The sequence below is a fragment of the Pseudonocardia humida genome (assembly GCF_023898865.1).
Lineage (GTDB): Bacteria > Actinomycetota > Actinomycetes > Mycobacteriales > Pseudonocardiaceae > Pseudonocardia > Pseudonocardia humida.
In genome coordinates this window covers 59,468-74,689 of record NZ_JAGSOV010000050.1, presented here as the reverse complement: position 1 = coordinate 74,689, position 15,222 = coordinate 59,468, and the positions used below count along the sequence as shown (strand labels likewise).

Below are 15,222 nucleotides of genomic sequence, written 5' to 3'. Positions count from 1 at the left end.
TGGCTGTGGCTGGTGGGTGGTCAGGAGAGGGCCGGGATGGCAGCCGGGGTGTGCTGGCCCGGCTGCCGTGCCCGGACAAGGCAGGGGGTGGGTGATGCGGTTGGTCAGTCGCGCCCGTCGCTGTCGGTGCTGCTGTCGGCCTCGCCTGCGCCGTCCTCGGCGCCGTCGGTGTCCCCGTCGTCGCGGTCGTAGGCGCGCTCGCCGGTCTGGGCGGCCTCGGCGGCGGCGTCGGCCGCGTCGACCGCGGCGCGGGCCTGGTCGAGCGCGTCGCTCGGGGCCTGGTCGCAGATCGGCTGACCGACCGGTGGGATCTCGGCGAGCCCGTCGGTGAGCCGGTCGTAGCCCAGCCCGTAACGGTGATCCAGGTCGTGCACGACGCGCTCGGTGTCGTTGAACATGCGTTTCCTCCTCCGTTGGCCGCCGTGGACACCCGGGTCGGCGCCGACGGCGGAACTCGTCTGCTCGTGCGTGGGTTCGTGCTCGCGACAGGGACCTGCCTGCCGGCGTCGCCCCGGGTCGCCGCATGGGCGCCATCGGCGGGCGCTGGCGGGCGCTCCCTCGGGGCGGTGGGCGGTCAGCCGTTGCTGTCCGCGGCGGTATCGCCGTCGGTGTCGGTCTGCTGCGCCGCCCCGGCATCGGTGTGCTGGCTGGTCTCGGCCTGGGCGGCGGCGTGTGCGGCGTCGGCGACCGACTCACCGGCGCGGTCGAGCGGATCGGGCAGCTCGTCGGTGCCGGTGACCGGGTGGCCGTTGTCGGTGAGGATCGCGGCCAGGTCGTGGGCGTCCAAGCCCCACTGGTGCACCGAGCACCCGACCTGCTCGGACACCTCATCCAGGTAGCGGCCCACCATCGCCTCGCCCTCGGACCGGGTGCAGCCGATGTGCTCGGCGATCTGCCGGGCCGCCGACACCGCCGTGCACGGCTCCAACGCGTTGACGTCGACCACATGTAGGTCCGGGCGACCCGACGCCAGGTGCGGGATGCTCACCTCGACCACTCCGCCCCGGCCGACTCGACGACATCCCCGGCGTAGGCCTGGTCGTGGTCGACGTCGTGTTCGGTGCCCTCCTCGGCGTCGGCCTCGATACCGACCGCTCGCTCGGTCCCCCCGACGCTCACCTCGGCCCGGGCAGCCACCTCGGCCCAACCGGCAGCGGTGACCGACGCGTGGGCGTGATCGAGCGGGTCCATCCCGCTACCGGGGTCTCCGGCTACTTCCTCAGCGACAGCGCGGGCCGCAGCATCATCGGGCCCGTCGCCGGTCTCGTCGACGCCCGGATCCGCGGTGGCCGCATCACCGCCGCTGTCCGGCTCGGGCTGCGGGCCCGCCGCGCCCCCGACTTCGGCCCCGCCGTCCCCGTCGTCGTCCTCGCGGTCGGTGTCGCCGCCGGTGTCGCGGCCGGTGTGGTGGGGGTGATGGTCGGTGTCCCACCACACGACCCGCAACGCGGCAAGCCGGTCCTGGTCACCCGCAGCGCTCGCCTGTTCGATCTCGGCGAGCACCTGCGGTGGGGTGTCCGGGCGCAGCTCGTCGGTCCACCGGCCCGCCGCGGCCCGGAAGCCCTCGGCGTCGGTGTCGGAGAGGAACCCGTAGTGGTGCTGGGCCTCGACGATGTCCAGGAACGCCTCCCGGGCCCGGACCGCGCCGGTGCCGGTGGCCTGCGCGATCTGCGACCAAGAGGCCCCGGCCTCCCGCGCGGCCCGCACCGTCAACCACTCCACGCTGCACAACTCGCGCGCCAACTCGTGCTGCGCGCCCAACGCGTCCAGCGCATCGACCTCGCGTTCGGCCTCCGCGATGGCGCGCAGCGTCTCGGCCCGCCGCGCGTCGCCCTCGGCGGCGGCCTCGGCGGCGAACCGGGTGAACAGCGACCGCGTCGACCACGCCTCGAACACGGCCAACAACTCCTGCGCCGTCCTACCGGTCCGCGACCAACCCGACCGACGCGGCTGATCCGACTGCCCGGCCATCACGCACCACCCGCCGGCTGACCCGCCGACCCCCCGACCGGGTGGACGGGGTCCGCGGCGGAGTCGCAGTCCCCGCAGATCACCACCCCAGCAGCACGCCCGACCACCTCGACGGCCTCAACCAGATCGCCGCAGAAGCTGCACCGCTCCCGCACCACCCGACCAGCCACCATCACAGACCCCGACCACACGGCACCGAGCAGGTCCTGGCGCTCCCACCGGTGCCGCGCCACCCACCCACGCACCGCCGCGCGGGCCTGCACACCCATCGTGTGCAGCCGCCCCAGCCACACCCGCCGGGCGGCCTGAGTCTGCAGCCAGGTCAGCTCCCCCGCCGCCCACCGCCGCGCGCGGGCCAGCTCGCGGACATCCGCGCGGCGCCAGACGGCCTCGGCGCGGCCGATCACCGGGGCCAGGCCGCGGCGGATCACCACCACCTGACCGGCGGGCAGGTTCGCGATCTGCGCCGGCGCCAACACCGGCACCTTGCGCACCGACCGCGACGCGACCCGCCCGTGCAGGTCGGTGGTCAGCACGTTCTCATCCCGCTCACCCGCGAGGGTGGACCAGAACTCCAGATCCGCCCGGTCCCGGGTGCCCCCGAACACCAGCACGGCGCCGGTGTTGTTCAGGATCGTCGCCGCATCGTGCTCCCCGTAGCGGGCCAGCAGCTGGGCGCGGGACTGGAAACAGGCCACGATCGTCACCCCACGCCCACCCATGTCCGCCGTCCACGACTGCAACGGCACCGGGCTGATCAGGGCGGCCTCGTCCAAGAACAGACCCAGCGGCGGGTCGAGCCTGCCGGCGGGCTGGAACGCGGCCAAGCGGCGGGCCTCCCGGGCGATGTGCCCCGTCAGCGCCGTGACCAGGGGCGCGGCCTGGGTCTCCTCCGCCCCCAGCAAGTACAGCGTCGCGCGCGAACGCAACACCTCACCGACGTCCAGCGAGCGTCCCGGGGCGGCGGCGGCGGACGCGGCCGGGGAGGTCAGCCACCCCAGCGCGGGCATGATCGTCGAGGTGATCGACGTGCGGGTGCGCTCGTTGGTGGTGACGAACTGGAGCACGTCCTGCTCGAACGCCGGCTCCGAGGACTTCCGCAGCAGGGCGACGACCTCCCGGCCGGCCCGCTCCGGGTCGGCCACCCACGCCAACACGTCGCGCATCAGCCTGCCGCCGAGCGCGGCGGCGTGCAGCAACGCGGCCAGCACCCGGCGCGCCTGCGCCTCCCAGTACTCCCGATCACCGGACCCGCCGCGGGCCCCGGCGGCGAGCAGGTCCGTGGCGCGCTCGGCGGCGGTGATCGGGTCGGTGCACCCGGTCAACGGATCGAACGTGACCGTCGAGGGGAGTCCGGCCAGACCGACGGCGTTGAACACGAACACCGGACCCCGCCCGGCCCGCAGCTCATGGGTCACCTCGTACAGGTCGGTGCGAGTGCTCGTGACCAGGGCGGCGCCGGGGGCGTCGATGATCCGCCCCGCCAACCACGCCGACTTCCCCACCCGCGGACCACCGAAGGCCACGACGACGTCCTCGACCGCCGCCCACACCCGCAACCACCCGGTCCGGCACAGCAGCACCCCGACCTCCACGACCGGCAACCGCCACCGCTCCCACCGCGACAACCCCGACAGCGACGGACGGACGGTGGCGGCCTTGCGCCGCATCGCCGGACCACTGGCCCCACGCAGGATGTCGACCGGGGACGCCACCCCGGCCTTGCGCCGGGCCCGGGCGCCCCACCGGGTCACCGTCGCCGCGGTCCGCCCCCAGCGCAGCCACAACCCCACCCCCACGACCGCGGCTGCGAAGACCAGTACCGGCCATGACAGCCGTTGCAGCAGCGCCCAGCCCGGCAGCAGCGCCAGCCCTGCCGCTGCGGTGGCGATCAGCCGGGCACCGCGGCGCCACATCACCCCGGACACGACCACCAGCGCGAGCAGGACGACGAGCAGCGCGATCACCGCTGCCACCTCCCACCGGTGCCGGAGTGGGCGGGGCGGTGGGTGCCGGTGCGGCAGGCGCCGCAGTGCTGACCCAGCGCGCAGGTCATGCACTCGCACGAGCACACCAACCTCCACCCACCCAGCAGCAGGCCCAGCACCACCATGGCCAGCCCGACCGCCCGGACCGAGCGGCACGCCGCCGCCCAGCGCTGCGCGGTGCGCACACTGACCTCGCAGCGCCGCGCCACCTCACGCGGCGCCCGCCCGGACGCGAGCAACGCCCGCCCCGCGGCCTCGACCTCACCGCCGGTGCCGACCCGGGCGATCTCCTCGACGTCCACGTCGCACGTCCGCACCCACCGCGTGCGGCCCTGGCGGTGGGCCAGGCGCCGCCGCTCGTGCTCGGTCAGCCCGCCAGCGATCCCGTAGGGCATCCGAACCAGGGCCTCAGCCAGGCACTGCGCGCGCACCGGACAGCGGTCGCAGACGGCCTTGGCCACGCTTACCTGCTCGTCGCAGGCCGGGCCGGACTCCGTCGACGGGACGAACAGCTCCGGGTCCACGTCCTGACACGCAGCCCACTGGCGCCAGTCCAACCCCGCACGGCCGCCGTCGTCCCTGCTGGTCGGGGCGCTCATCCGACCGCTCCCGAACCCTCGACCCGCTGCACCACACCCGTCCCGTCAGCCGCGTCCGCGCCGCCGTCGGTCAGCGCCGGACTCGCGGCGTGATCAACGGCGGACAGGAAGGCCGAAAGTGCCTGGGGCAGCCCGGCACCGGCCGGCGTGGCGATGAACAGCACGATCGCGATCAGCGAGAAGATCACCGCACCGGCCGCCACCCGCGTCTTGGCGCAGATGACCGCGCCCACGATCGCGAAGAAGATCAGCACTCCGACGCTGTCCACGGGTCAGCCCTCCGCCCCGCGCTGGACCACGACGAAGTCGGCGTCGGCCAGGTCGACGGTCCCGCCCGCGGCCACCGCGGCGTCCGCCATCGCCTCGATCGCCTTCGCCGGCACTATCAGCCGGCCCCGGATGCGGATCGCCGGGAACTCACCATCGCGAATGGCGCGGTACAGCGTGACCGGTGCTGTGCCGATCAGCCGAGCCGCCTGAGCCACGCTGTAGAACCGCGGCTCCTCGCCTCCGTTCTCGATCTTCGGACGTTCCTCCATCTGTGTCTCCTCCGTGAAACCACGGCTCCCTGTGAGCCTCCACGGCTAGCCTCAGGGCGGTTCAGGACAAGGACCCGGAAGAAAATTCCGGGGTCGTTCCTCGGACTCGGGGGAGGTTGATCGGCATGCGCGGGATGACCGAGAAGATGACCATCGGCGAGCGGATCGCCTTCTACCGACGGCGGCGCGGGCAGTCGCAGCTGGTGCTCGCCGGCCTCGTCGGCCGTACGGAGGACTGGCTCAGCCGGGTCGAGAACAACCGCATTGAGCTGGACAGACTGTCCGTGATCAGGCGCATCGCCGAGGCGCTGGACGTGACCATCGGCGATCTTGTCGGCGAGCCGACGCTGCTCGACTGGACCTCCGACAGCGGCGTCCGGACGGTCCCCGCCCTGCGCGCCGTCCTCATGGACTACAGCCAACTCACCCCGCTACTCGCGGTCGCAACGCCCGATGGAGAACCACCGAGCCTCGACGCTGTCGAGCGCGACGTCTCCCAGGTATTCGACGCCTACCAGTCGAGCCGGTACGGCTATGTCGCCGGCCGCGCGCCCCTTGTGCTGTCCGATGCGCTGCACGCGGTCAGCACCATTGACGCATCCGATTCAAATCGCGCGCACGCATTGCTGGCGCTCGCTTACCAGTCCGCGGTCTCGGTGCTCACCAAGCTCGGCGAGACGGACCTGGCGTGGATCGCGTCCGAGCGCGGGCTCGCGGCGGCGCAGCAGGCGGACAACGCCGTCGTGCTCGGCTCGCTATTCCGATCGGTGGCTCACGCGCTGCACTCGACCGGCCGCTTCGCCGCCAGCGTCCAGCTCACCGAGGCCGCCGCCAGCGTCCTGGAGCCGCACCTCAGCTCCCGCGCGGACGACGCGCTGCTGTCGGTCTACGGCACGCTCTTCCTGAACGGCGCCGTGGCTGCTGCGCGGGCCGACGACCGCGGGTCCGTCACCTCGTTCCTCCGCGAGGCGCACGACAGCGCGAGCCAGCTCGGCCGGGACGCCAACGCGATGTGGACCGCCTTCGGACCGACGAACGTCGCCATCCACCGGATGACCACGGCTATGGAGCTGGGCGACGTCCAGGTCGCGGTCGACCTCGCGCCACGCATCGAGACCACCGGCCTTCCCACCGAGCGGCGCGTCCGGCACGCCATCGAGACTGCTCGCGCCTACACCGCTCGCAACCGCAGAGACGACGCGCTCGCCGTCCTGCTTGATGCTGAGCAGCTGGCGCCCGAGCAGATTCGGCACCATGCCATCAGCCGACAGCTGGTGCTGAACTGGATCCGGACTGCGCGCGGGCCGCGCAGCATCGCCCTGGAGCAGCTCGCACAGCGCCTGCACCTGACCTGAGGCTCGGCCGTACGCTCTACCGGTGACCGATCCGAGCGACACCTTCGCGACTCCCCGGGTCGCCGCCGGCGCGCTGTTCTTCGACGACGACGGGCGCGTCCTCCTCGTTCATCCAACCTACAAGGACACCTGGGACGTTCCCGGTGGCTATGTCGAACGCGGCGAGTCGCCGGCCGCGGCGTGCCGTCGAGAGGTCGCCGAAGAGCTACGGCTCGATCGTATGCCGCGCCGCCTACTCTCTGTCGACTGGGCGCCGAGCGAGGCCGAGGGCGACAAGCTCTTGTTCCTCTTCGATTGCGGCCCTCTTGGTGACGACGAGCACCGGATTCAGCTAGATGGCAAGGAGTTGGACAAGTGGCAGTGGGTTCACCGCGATGAACTAGACAACTTTGTCCTGAGCCGAATCTCAGAGCGCATTCGCTCGACAGTCGATAGCCAGTCCGCGTACTTGGAACATGGCCGCCCGCCTCGGTCGTCAAACTGACAGCATCGGACCGGTCCACCTAGAGTTCGGCAATATCAACTTTGGTCAATTCAGAATCTGACGTATGCGCCAACGTTCTCTGCGAAATTGCATTCCGTTTTACTCAACGACGAATCACCGGTGCTTGCGCACCGTCGCACTGGTTGTTACTACAGTGCTGCAACTCATTCAATGCGTAAATCGGAAGACGAGTCCTCTGCACGTAAATCAGAAGCCTGAGGACGAACTCGTATTTTTGAGGGTGTGGCACCCCTGTCAAGCCTGGAAGCATCAATGTAGCCCATAAGAACTGCCCTCAGAACTGCCGAGTGAGTGAAGGAGTCCTTGATCTTATCTGCCGCAATTAAACGCATTACATCGTCAAGTTCGTACCAGGAGAACTTCTTAATCTCCGCGGTGTCTCTTGGACTCGACGGCTGATTGCGACCAATCAAGACAACATAGAGGATTGGCTCAGCAGCCAGGAGCCCGTTGTTGGGCCAAACAGAACCTATGCGACGCAAGCTATCGACCTTATCGTCGAACTGAATTCCTGTCTCTTCAACGAGTTCTCGAACAGCGTCCTCGGCCGAGGTGGCAGAATCACCACCAAACCCTCTTGGAATCTCCAAACTGTCACACTTGATCGGACGTCGCCGATTTGTCACGAGCCCAATCCGGTCGCCAGAAATTGGAAGAATGGCTACACCGGGAATGCCGCCGCTTTCTACTATTCGAATAAATCCTGCTCCTCCGCTCTCGTCTGGGTCGATAAAAATCTGAACCCACGGATCATGCGAGAATGCGGGGGATTCCACAGCAGGAGAGCCATCATCTGTCACATGATGCATCGTAGCAGAAGGCGCTCCACGTTCGAGATCTTGCGAGCTTAACTACCGCACCTTCACTCGATGATTACGCGTTGCGGCGGCGCCAATCCATTGCGTCGCCAACGGCGGCCCGAGCTATCAATGAAGACAACAAGCGGCTGCGTGAAGTCCTCCTCGCCGGGTAGCGTCTCGAAGGTATAGTGAACCTTTTCTCCCGGGCCTAGACGTCTAATGCTTTCGCCTAGACCCAGTGCGTCTGACCGACTCAGGAGGCGCGCTCCACTTTGGGAACTTAGTCGTACGTCAAAGATGGACCCGTCGCCGTCGTTTGAGACGCACACTTGAGCTCGCCCCCCTCCGGAGGGTTCCGTAACGACAGATACCACCGATGCAAGCGCCTGCTCGGCCTGCTGACGATCGGCTATTGCCGTCTCTCGATCTTCGCGCCAGCGCCCGCTTTCCCGCTTTAGCGTCAGAGCTGCAACAATAAATGCCCCACCAGCGATGAGGGAGCCGCACGCTCCAGCAATAGCTGACACTGAGTCCCAGTCAATCGACACACTGCAATCATGCCGCTTAGTCGTGTCAAACGCTAGACTGGAACCCCACACTTCCTACAACTTCGAGCAGGCCAATTCCTTACCCGCACGTGCTTCTGCTGGCGTACCGTGGCGTGCCCATCCGTGATGTATCGTGGAGTAACAAAGTATTCCACATTCAGACTAAAACATCACCCAGATGGCCCACGACAGCCCTCATGACGGTTACTACGAGCTATTTAACCATGGTTGCTAGCGCATAGAAGTGACGGTAGCCTTCTCGGACTCTCCATTGATCTGCACCTCACTATTGCGGAGGCTCCATGACGGAGTACGGCGAAGACCAAGGTGTCCACTTTGAGAAGATCGAGCCCCAGAACCTTGACGAGGTCGCCGTTGTAGCGCAGTGCCTCGATAATCAATGGGTTCCACGGGAGCTTCTTAAAGACATGACAGGGAAGGGCTCATCGCTTGAAGATGTCGCAGCCGAGCGGTCCGAACTGGTCCGAGCTGAATACTTGCGAGCTCTTTTAACCGCAAAACAGGTTGTCGTTAATCGAGCCTTCCTGTACAACAACCACGCAATTATTCAGGACTTCGCTCAAGATGGTCCTGCCCGCAAAGCGTTCGTCAAACTCCTCCATAACAGAGCAATCATCCCGTACTTCTACAAAGAAGAGTCGCCAGTCCAGCGCACTAGGGAAGTCCAGACGGTTCGCGGAGGATTTGAGGCGTGGACGAGCGCCTGCCTAGAGGCTGAAGAGATTTCGTGTTTGCGGCTATCTTGGTTCGAAAATCGGAATGCTGACCTCACGGAAAAGCTCGGTCTGAGCTTTCACCACTTTGCCCTTACCGTACCCGGGCGGGCGATGAGAGGAGGGGGGGCAGAGTTCTCACGACACCTCGGCTTTCCTGAAGCAGATATACCGGAATTTCGAGCCGTGCTCCGAAAAGTCCAGGAGTTCGCGATTAAGATTGAAACCGAGAAGGAGCGCGGGGTTACTCGACAAGAACTGTACGTGAAGTTCATAACCCCTGAAGGGGATGATCCAACATTGGGTCGATGCGACAACACAAAGCCATTCGCTGCAGAGCTCAAGCAATTATTCGATCTCCAGTACAATACTGGGCTACCCGAGTTTCTCGATCGCCTGCCATTAAGGCCAGCCGACACGCTCCACCGATCCGCCCTACGCGAATCGGTCCCAGAGCGCAGGTCAAGCAACGTTGTCGACCCAGGCGACCTGGAGCGTACGCTAAAGACCCGAATTGCATTCGATACGCTTTCTGAGAAACTAAACCCTCTTCAAACAGCGTCGCTGCTGGATCTGGGAATTCAAGAAATTGCACGTGTTCGACTCTCGACCGAGTGGGAGGAGTACATCAGGCAGTTGAATCGCTTGGTAGTGATGAGGGATCCCGCCCAGTTCGGACTGTATGCCCAGAATATTATCGAAAGCTACGGCGCCGTCCTTCGACGACTCGGCGAGCGCAGTAGTCGTCACGCGTGGCTGACGCAGAGGCGCGCAATACTTGAGATATCCGGCGTCAAGCTGCGAGTCTGTTACGGCCGCAGACCCACGATGCAGCAGATGGGAGAGATAACGGGGGAGCAAATGAACACGATGGCAACAGTAAAGACTGTCATCGTGAACAAGCTCTCGGCTGTGCGAAGACCCGCTGAGCCCGAACTCGCAGTGGACACACTGCGGTCCTACATAGGTGATCCTCGACATTTCCTCGAGCAGCTAAAAAGTGCACTGAGTGCTGATGGTTTCGACGAATTGCCTCGCTTGCCAAATCTCGGGCGTAGCCCGGCTGGCGTTGAACAGGATGTCGAGCAACAGCAGGCTTCATGAGTTCGCTTGTCGCCCACGACATCGTCCTACCACCGCACAGGCCGCGAGAATTGTAGTGAGATCTACAGACCCCTCTTGCCGAGGTCCTGACCTCGATGCCCGGCCTCGGGTCCGGGCCGTGTTGAAGATCCAGCATCGTCGGGCGACGGCTCGACGTCCCCCGCCGTCGGCCACCTCGCCGCGTGTGTCGGTCTCGCCTCCGTGACTCGTCGTCGTTCCGGAACCTCGATAAAGGCAAACCCGCTGCCGAGGTGCAACCACGCCTTGAGCTCGGCGCAGTCTTGTCGGCTTTCGCCAGTTTGGGCGGCCCGACCAGCCGGCCTGCTGCAACCACCTCATGGAACGGCTCGTGGAACGAAGTACCGGCCGCTGGCGGCTACCACGGACAGGTCGCGCCCAAAGAAGGCTCTGGTGGGTCAGCCAAAGGCTGTCAGGATCACCTGGCCACCCGGCCTCCGGAGGCGGGAGCGCAGGTTCGAATCCTGCCGGGGGCACCCAGGTCAGGCGGCTGGTCCAAGCAGGTGGACCAGCTCGCATGGGGCCATACGTGGTGCGAGTCGTCCTAGCCTCGCACCATGACGAGTGCCCGCAAGTCGTCGGAACGGCAGCGCGGCGAGATCGAGAAGCTCGCCAGTGGTTCCCTGCGCGTGAAGGTCTACGCGGGCGTCGACCCGCTGTCGGGCAAGCGGCACTACCTGACCGAGACCGTGCCGGCCGGGCCGCGCGCCCTCGCCGAGGCGAAGAAGGCGCGAACGCGCCTCATCGGTCAGGTAGACGAGCAGCGCAGCCCGCCGCTCGCGTCGCCGGTCGGCCCGATGCTGCGCGGCCCGTCGTTGGCGACGCCGGTACCGCCTGTCGCGTCCGAAGTCGTCGCGGCCACCGTTGCGCCCGTCGGCGCCTCGGCCCCGGCGGCTCACGGCCGTCCACCGATCATCCGGGCGACCTCGCGGCTGATCCGCCGCGCGGCCGCGATCGCGGCCACGTCCACGACCGCGCCGGACACAGCCGCCTCGGCGGCCAGCTGGTCCAGCGCCACCGCGGGAATCACGTACCGGCCCCGCACCCGCACCGCCGGAAAGGCATCGGCAGCGATCGCTCGGTAGATCGTCGCCCGGTTCACCCGCAACAGCCGGGCGACCTCGGCGACCGTGTAGAAGCTCGGCCGCTCCTCTGCGGCGTTCGCTGTGGAACTCGTCGTTTGCACTTTGATTGGTTCCTCTCTCGGTGCGACTCGCGGGATTGCGAACCGCGCACACCGAGTAAGGACCCAGCCCTACGAAACTCCTACGCCAGGCTTGACATAGCTTATTCTCGTACAGAATCTTCGCATGTCAGGACCGATGCAGCTCATCCCGATATTCTGGAAAAGAATATCGACGCTTCAGATAATCCGTGGAAGGATGTTGATCTTCTGCAGGCGTTCGACTCTCCCGCAGCTCAGCCGGGCAGGGCTCAGCCCGTCGTCACCGCGCGGGACTCAGCGGGAGGCGGTGTCGGACCCGCCAGATGTAGGACCGCTCGTGCCGGGTCAGGGCGACGAGGACGCAGTCGCGGACGTGCACGGTGACGCGATCGAGTTTCCGCAGCTCGCGGACCTGCTCGATAATGGGCCGAGCGTCGGTCGTTCGGTTGCAGTAGGCGATGCCGACGTGCGGGCGGAACCGGCCCGCCGCGTCGGAATCGGCCGGATACCCGGCGTCGTGGGTTGCCCGCACCAGGGCCGTCCGAACGTCGTCGATCGCGGCTCGCGGTGAGGCGCTGAAACTCAACGTCACACGGATCCGGCCAACGGGCCGACCGTCACCGGCATCGCGCCGATCCCGGCCACGGCGCGGCTCGCGGCCGCGCGACGCGGTTCAGCCCGGCTTGGTCGATCTCGTCAGCGAATGCAACCTTTGCCAGAGTCATGTGCAGCCCGTCGGCGGCGACGGGATCGAAGTGCTCGCCGGCCACGACCTGTTGGCAGCGGCTCGCCAGTTTTCGCACCTCGGGGTGGCCGGTGAAATCGAGGTACCAGTAGTAGGCAGTCCGGCCCGGTGGCCAATCGGGCCGGTCCCAGTGGCTTTCCATGCGCTCCAGCGCGGCGAAGGCCGACCAGTCGGCGTCGATGGGGTCGAGGTCTAGTCGGTGTCTGAACGACACTCGACCACCCCGCCCCGCTCCGTCCGTAGGCGTTGTGTGACGGCCCGGACCAGCTCGTGCGCATCCGCGACCGCGGGGATGCCGCGCCACTCGCCCGTGGCCCGCACGAAGCTCCGGCTGCGCTGCACAACCGACGCGATCGGCAACGAGCTCGGCGGCCCGGCTCGGGCTGGACGAGGGCAAGCGCCGTGACCGCACCACCGCTCGAAGCGAACACCGCGGCCGGTCCGGCGTCGACGTGGGCGATGAGGCGGACGAGGTCGTCCGCCCGGAGCTCGGTCGAGTCCTGGTCGGGATCGTCGAGCGGGCTGCGCTTCATGCCACGGGGGTCGGTGGTGACCACGGTGTGGTCCGCGGCGAGCAGGTCGGCGAGCGGCGCGAACGATTCCGCGTGCATCGGGGCGCCTGCGAGCACCACGAGCGGGCCGGTGCCGCGCACCTCGTAGTACAGGTGTGCGCCCGGGACGGTGAGGGTCGGCATCGTGTTCCTCCTGGGAGGTCGGTGGATCGGGTCAGGAGACGAGTCGCACGCGATGGCCCGGAATCATCGCTCCACGCGGTCACGGCCGGGGAGCTTGGCGGGGTTGAGCACCGCGTCGATCTCCCGCAATCGGCCGTCGGCCGGGTCGATGTCGAAGGAGAAGACCAGGAACGGCCGCCCGTCCGTGGTGATCAGGGCGCCAGGGCCGCCGTTCACGGGGATGATCTCGACGCCGAGGTGCGGTGGCCAGAACGGGACCACGGAGACGAAGTACTCGGCCACCTCGCGGGCTCCGCGCACGGGCTGCCTGGGCGTCTCCGATCTGCCGTCCGCGTCGGCGACGAACGCGACGTCGGGGGCGAGGACGGAGAGCAGCGCGGCGAGGTCACCGCCGATCGCCGCGGCCAGGAACCGTTCGGTCACCTCGCGGTGCTCCGCGGGGGTGGCCGCCCGGCGCGGCCGGCGGGCATCGACGTGCCGGCGCGCCCGGTACGCGAGCTGGCGGACGGCGCGCTCCGTGCGGCCGGTCATCTCCGCGATCTCGGCGTGGGAGAACCCGAACGCCTCGCGCAGGACGAAGACCGCGCGTTCGACCGGGGTGAGCGACTCCAGCACGACGAGCAGGCCCATCGACAGCGACTCGGTCAGCTCGGTGCTCTCCTCGGCCCCCGGCGACGTGAGGAGGGGCTCCGGCAGCCACGGACCGACGTACGCCTCGCGCCTGGCCTTCACCCGCCGGAGCTGGTCCAGCGCCAGCCGCGTGACCAGCCGGAACAGGTACGCGCGCGGCTCGTCCACCTCGTCGCGGTCGATCCGGTTCCAACGCAGCCACGCCTCCTGCAGCACGTCCTCCGCGTCCGCCCGGGTGCCGAGCATCCGGTACGCCGCCCCGAAGAGCACCTGCCGATGGCCCTCGAAGACCGGGTCGCTCGTCACACCACGACGTCTACCACCACCGGGCGTGTGACGTTCGGGAGCCGCCGCGCGTCGTGTGGTCGAAACCCACAGGGAGGACACCCATGACCTCGTCCACAGTCGACGTCAACCGGAACCTGGTGCTGGATCTCTTCGCCCTGCTCGACGCAGACGACCTCGACGGCGCCCTCGCGCTGCTGCACCCGGACTTCGTCTCGCACAACCCGAGGGTGGCCCACGATCCCGCCACGGCCACCGGGCTGCAGGCCTTCGGCGACTTCTTCCGCACACCCGCGGGAAAGGCGCTGCTGGAGGCCGGCACGGACGTCCGGCGGATCATCGCCGACGACCCCCTGGTCGCCGTCCACAACCGCATCGCCCTGCCGACGGGTGACGTCGCCGCCGTCGACATCCTGCGCATCCAGGACGGTCTCGTGGTCGAGCACTGGGACGTCGTGCAGCCGGTTCCCGAGGAGCCCGCGAACCCGCACGGCATGTTCTGAGCCGCATCCCCGACGCCCGGGCTTCAATTGCCGCATGAAGGCATACGGCTTCACGCAGTACGGCGGCCCTGAGAACGAGGCGCTCCTCGACCTCCCGGTGCCCGAGGCCGGGCCGGGCGAGCTCCTCGGTCATCCCGGACGGGTAGAACAGCACCTTGAAGCTCCTGGTCAGGCGGATTGATCTCAGCAATCGCCCGTCTACCAGGAGCTCCACCCATTTGTGGTCACGCCACGCCGCGCACCCGCTGACCAGGCCGAGCCAGGTTGGCAAGGGTTCACTAGATGCATTAGATGTAGGTCCTCTGACTTGACCCGCGCGGTCCGGCGGGGGCCGGCCGGAGGCCGAACGCCCCGTCGTACCGCTCATGCGGGTCATCGGGCATAGCCCTGACAGCGGCGGCGCAGGCGCTGCCTTGAACAAGTAGAGAAGGCTTCAACACAGTTGGCTGGTCACCGTGTCGGCACTCGGCGGGGCTGGGCCACATACCAGGATCGACGGGGCGCCGCGGGCAACTTGGCACAGCTCATGACGGATGGCACGCCGATGGCTCGGGGCCCGGGAGCCGCCCAAAGGTCGTGACAACTGACGGTGCCCTGCATGCAACCCGACGTGCAACTCGACGGCGAGACGGGCCACAGAGTGGATATAGGCGGGCACAGGGTCCGGGCGGAGGCACCGCGCCACGCTCGTAGTCGCCCATAGGGATCGAGGGCAGGGGACGCGCGATCGAGCTGCCGAACTTCTCGAACACGCACGCGCTACGCCGTTCGAGCGTCCATCAACTGGCTGATCTTCTCCAGCGGCATGGTGCGGCTCGTGGTGCGAACCAGGGTTGAACGTGGTCGGTTGGAGCCGAACCAGCGATGCCGGACGGAACATTATTGCAGGTAGTCGACTTGAGCGACGGCGAAGCGGACCCTCCGGAGGCGGGAGCGCAGGTTCGAATCCTGCCGGGGGCACCCTCGCGGTGACCACACGACACGGCCCCTCATCTGCTGGAACAGGATGAGGGACCGATCTCGTGGCCGTCCGCGTCG

Annotated in this window: 16 protein-coding genes and 1 pseudogene; 4 read left to right on the top strand and 13 right to left on the bottom strand. The window is 67.7% G+C overall.

Translation table 11 applies throughout. From position 1 onward, the window contains the following. Positions 1 to 104: 104 nt before the first annotated feature. The 7 genes from KDL28_RS24120 to KDL28_RS24090 form a co-directional block, all read right to left on the bottom strand. Positions 105 to 398 (bottom strand): hypothetical protein, encoded by a 294-nt coding sequence (locus KDL28_RS24120; RefSeq protein ID WP_252441763.1) that lies wholly within the window; start codon positions 396 to 398, stop codon positions 105 to 107. A gap of 176 nt (positions 399 to 574) precedes the next feature. Continuing rightward, entirely contained in the window at positions 575 to 988 is a 414-nt protein-coding gene (locus KDL28_RS24115; protein ID WP_252441762.1) for a hypothetical protein, read from the bottom strand. Beyond that, the gene (locus tag KDL28_RS24110) at positions 985 to 1,896 is read right to left on the bottom strand and encodes a hypothetical protein (RefSeq protein ID WP_252441761.1); all 912 of its coding nucleotides are present in this window, start codon (positions 1,894 to 1,896) and stop codon (positions 985 to 987) included. The genes KDL28_RS24115 and KDL28_RS24110 overlap by 4 nt, the downstream gene beginning before the upstream one ends. Positions 1,897 to 1,970: 74 nt before the next feature. Then, entirely contained in the window at positions 1,971 to 3,938 is a 1,968-nt protein-coding gene (locus KDL28_RS24105) for a type IV secretory system conjugative DNA transfer family protein (RefSeq protein ID WP_252441760.1), read from the bottom strand. Then, positions 3,935 to 4,558 (bottom strand): WhiB family transcriptional regulator, encoded by a 624-nt coding sequence (locus tag KDL28_RS42180; RefSeq protein ID WP_372497055.1) that lies wholly within the window; start codon positions 4,556 to 4,558, stop codon positions 3,935 to 3,937. The genes KDL28_RS24105 and KDL28_RS42180 overlap by 4 nt, the downstream gene beginning before the upstream one ends. Beyond that, positions 4,555 to 4,812 carry a hypothetical protein gene (locus KDL28_RS24095; RefSeq protein WP_252441759.1) on the bottom strand — a complete coding sequence of 86 codons (258 nt, stop codon included), beginning with the start codon at positions 4,810 to 4,812 and terminating at the stop codon, positions 4,555 to 4,557. The genes KDL28_RS42180 and KDL28_RS24095 overlap by 4 nt, the downstream gene beginning before the upstream one ends. Before the next feature lie 18 nt (positions 4,813 to 4,830). Beyond that, positions 4,831 to 5,097 carry a helix-turn-helix domain-containing protein gene (locus KDL28_RS24090; protein ID WP_252441758.1) on the bottom strand — a complete coding sequence of 89 codons (267 nt, stop codon included), beginning with the start codon at positions 5,095 to 5,097 and terminating at the stop codon, positions 4,831 to 4,833. A 134-nt stretch (positions 5,098 to 5,231) separates the two neighbouring features. Here KDL28_RS24090 and KDL28_RS24085 point away from each other — a divergent pair, with 134 nt between their 5' ends. Continuing rightward, positions 5,232 to 6,452 carry a helix-turn-helix domain-containing protein gene (locus KDL28_RS24085; RefSeq protein WP_252441757.1) on the top strand — a complete coding sequence of 407 codons (1,221 nt, stop codon included), beginning with the start codon at positions 5,232 to 5,234 and terminating at the stop codon, positions 6,450 to 6,452. 22 nt (positions 6,453 to 6,474) lie between these two features. Continuing rightward, complete coding sequence (locus KDL28_RS24080) at positions 6,475 to 6,936, top strand: NUDIX domain-containing protein (RefSeq protein ID WP_252441756.1); 462 nt, start codon at positions 6,475 to 6,477, stop codon at positions 6,934 to 6,936. A 164-nt stretch (positions 6,937 to 7,100) separates the two neighbouring features. Here the strand turns inward: KDL28_RS24080 and KDL28_RS24075 are convergent, their stop codons facing one another. Beyond that, positions 7,101 to 7,757 carry an NUDIX hydrolase gene (locus KDL28_RS24075; RefSeq protein WP_252441755.1) on the bottom strand — a complete coding sequence of 219 codons (657 nt, stop codon included), beginning with the start codon at positions 7,755 to 7,757 and terminating at the stop codon, positions 7,101 to 7,103. Between the two features lie 850 nt (positions 7,758 to 8,607). Here KDL28_RS24075 and KDL28_RS24070 point away from each other — a divergent pair. Then, complete coding sequence (locus KDL28_RS24070) at positions 8,608 to 10,143, top strand: hypothetical protein (RefSeq protein ID WP_252441754.1); 1,536 nt, start codon at positions 8,608 to 8,610, stop codon at positions 10,141 to 10,143. 913 nt (positions 10,144 to 11,056) lie between these two features. Here the strand turns inward: KDL28_RS24070 and KDL28_RS24065 are convergent. The 5 genes and pseudogenes from KDL28_RS24065 to sigJ all read right to left on the bottom strand — a co-directional run bounded on the left by KDL28_RS24065 (position 11,057) and on the right by sigJ (position 13,702). After that, entirely contained in the window at positions 11,057 to 11,263 is a 207-nt protein-coding gene (locus KDL28_RS24065) for a DNA-binding protein (RefSeq protein WP_252441753.1), read from the bottom strand. Between the two features lie 343 nt (positions 11,264 to 11,606). Continuing rightward, positions 11,607 to 11,918, bottom strand: a complete 312-nt coding sequence (locus KDL28_RS24060; RefSeq protein ID WP_252441752.1) for a 2'-5' RNA ligase family protein — start codon at positions 11,916 to 11,918, stop codon at positions 11,607 to 11,609. A gap of 25 nt (positions 11,919 to 11,943) precedes the next feature. Further along, positions 11,944 to 12,285: a hypothetical protein gene (locus KDL28_RS42465; protein ID WP_504967684.1), complete on the bottom strand. Its 342-nt coding sequence runs from the start codon at positions 12,283 to 12,285 to the stop codon at positions 11,944 to 11,946. Positions 12,286 to 12,460: 175 nt separating this feature from the next. Next, positions 12,461 to 12,766 (bottom strand): annotated as a pseudogene (locus tag KDL28_RS42460) (alpha/beta fold hydrolase); the annotation flags it as partial. Positions 12,767 to 12,829: 63 nt separating this feature from the next. Next, a complete protein-coding gene (gene sigJ, locus KDL28_RS24050; protein WP_252441751.1) occupies positions 12,830 to 13,702 on the bottom strand; it encodes an RNA polymerase sigma factor SigJ in 873 nt (290 codons plus the stop codon). Positions 13,703 to 13,785: 83 nt separating this feature from the next. Between sigJ and KDL28_RS24045 the strand changes: the two genes are divergently transcribed. Beyond that, on the top strand, positions 13,786 to 14,184 hold the full coding sequence (locus KDL28_RS24045) for a nuclear transport factor 2 family protein (RefSeq protein WP_252441750.1): 399 nt from the start codon (positions 13,786 to 13,788) through the stop codon (positions 14,182 to 14,184). Positions 14,185 to 15,222 lie beyond the last annotated feature (1,038 nt).

What these genes read in the sequence shown, in the direction of transcription:
- KDL28_RS42180 (WP_372497055.1), bottom strand. Translation starts at nt 4,558, where the DNA reads ATGAGCGCCCCGACCAGCAGGGACGACGGCGGCCGTGCGGGGTTGGAC.
- KDL28_RS24045 (WP_252441750.1), top strand. Translation starts at nt 13,786, where the DNA reads ATGACCTCGTCCACAGTCGACGTCAACCGGAACCTGGTGCTGGATCTC.
- KDL28_RS24085 (WP_252441757.1), top strand. Translation starts at nt 5,232, where the DNA reads ATGACCGAGAAGATGACCATCGGCGAGCGGATCGCCTTCTACCGACGG.
- KDL28_RS24120 (WP_252441763.1), bottom strand. Translation starts at nt 398, where the DNA reads ATGTTCAACGACACCGAGCGCGTCGTGCACGACCTGGATCACCGTTAC.
- KDL28_RS24090 (WP_252441758.1), bottom strand. Translation starts at nt 5,097, where the DNA reads ATGGAGGAACGTCCGAAGATCGAGAACGGAGGCGAGGAGCCGCGGTTC.
- KDL28_RS24070 (WP_252441754.1), top strand. Translation starts at nt 8,608, where the DNA reads ATGACGGAGTACGGCGAAGACCAAGGTGTCCACTTTGAGAAGATCGAG.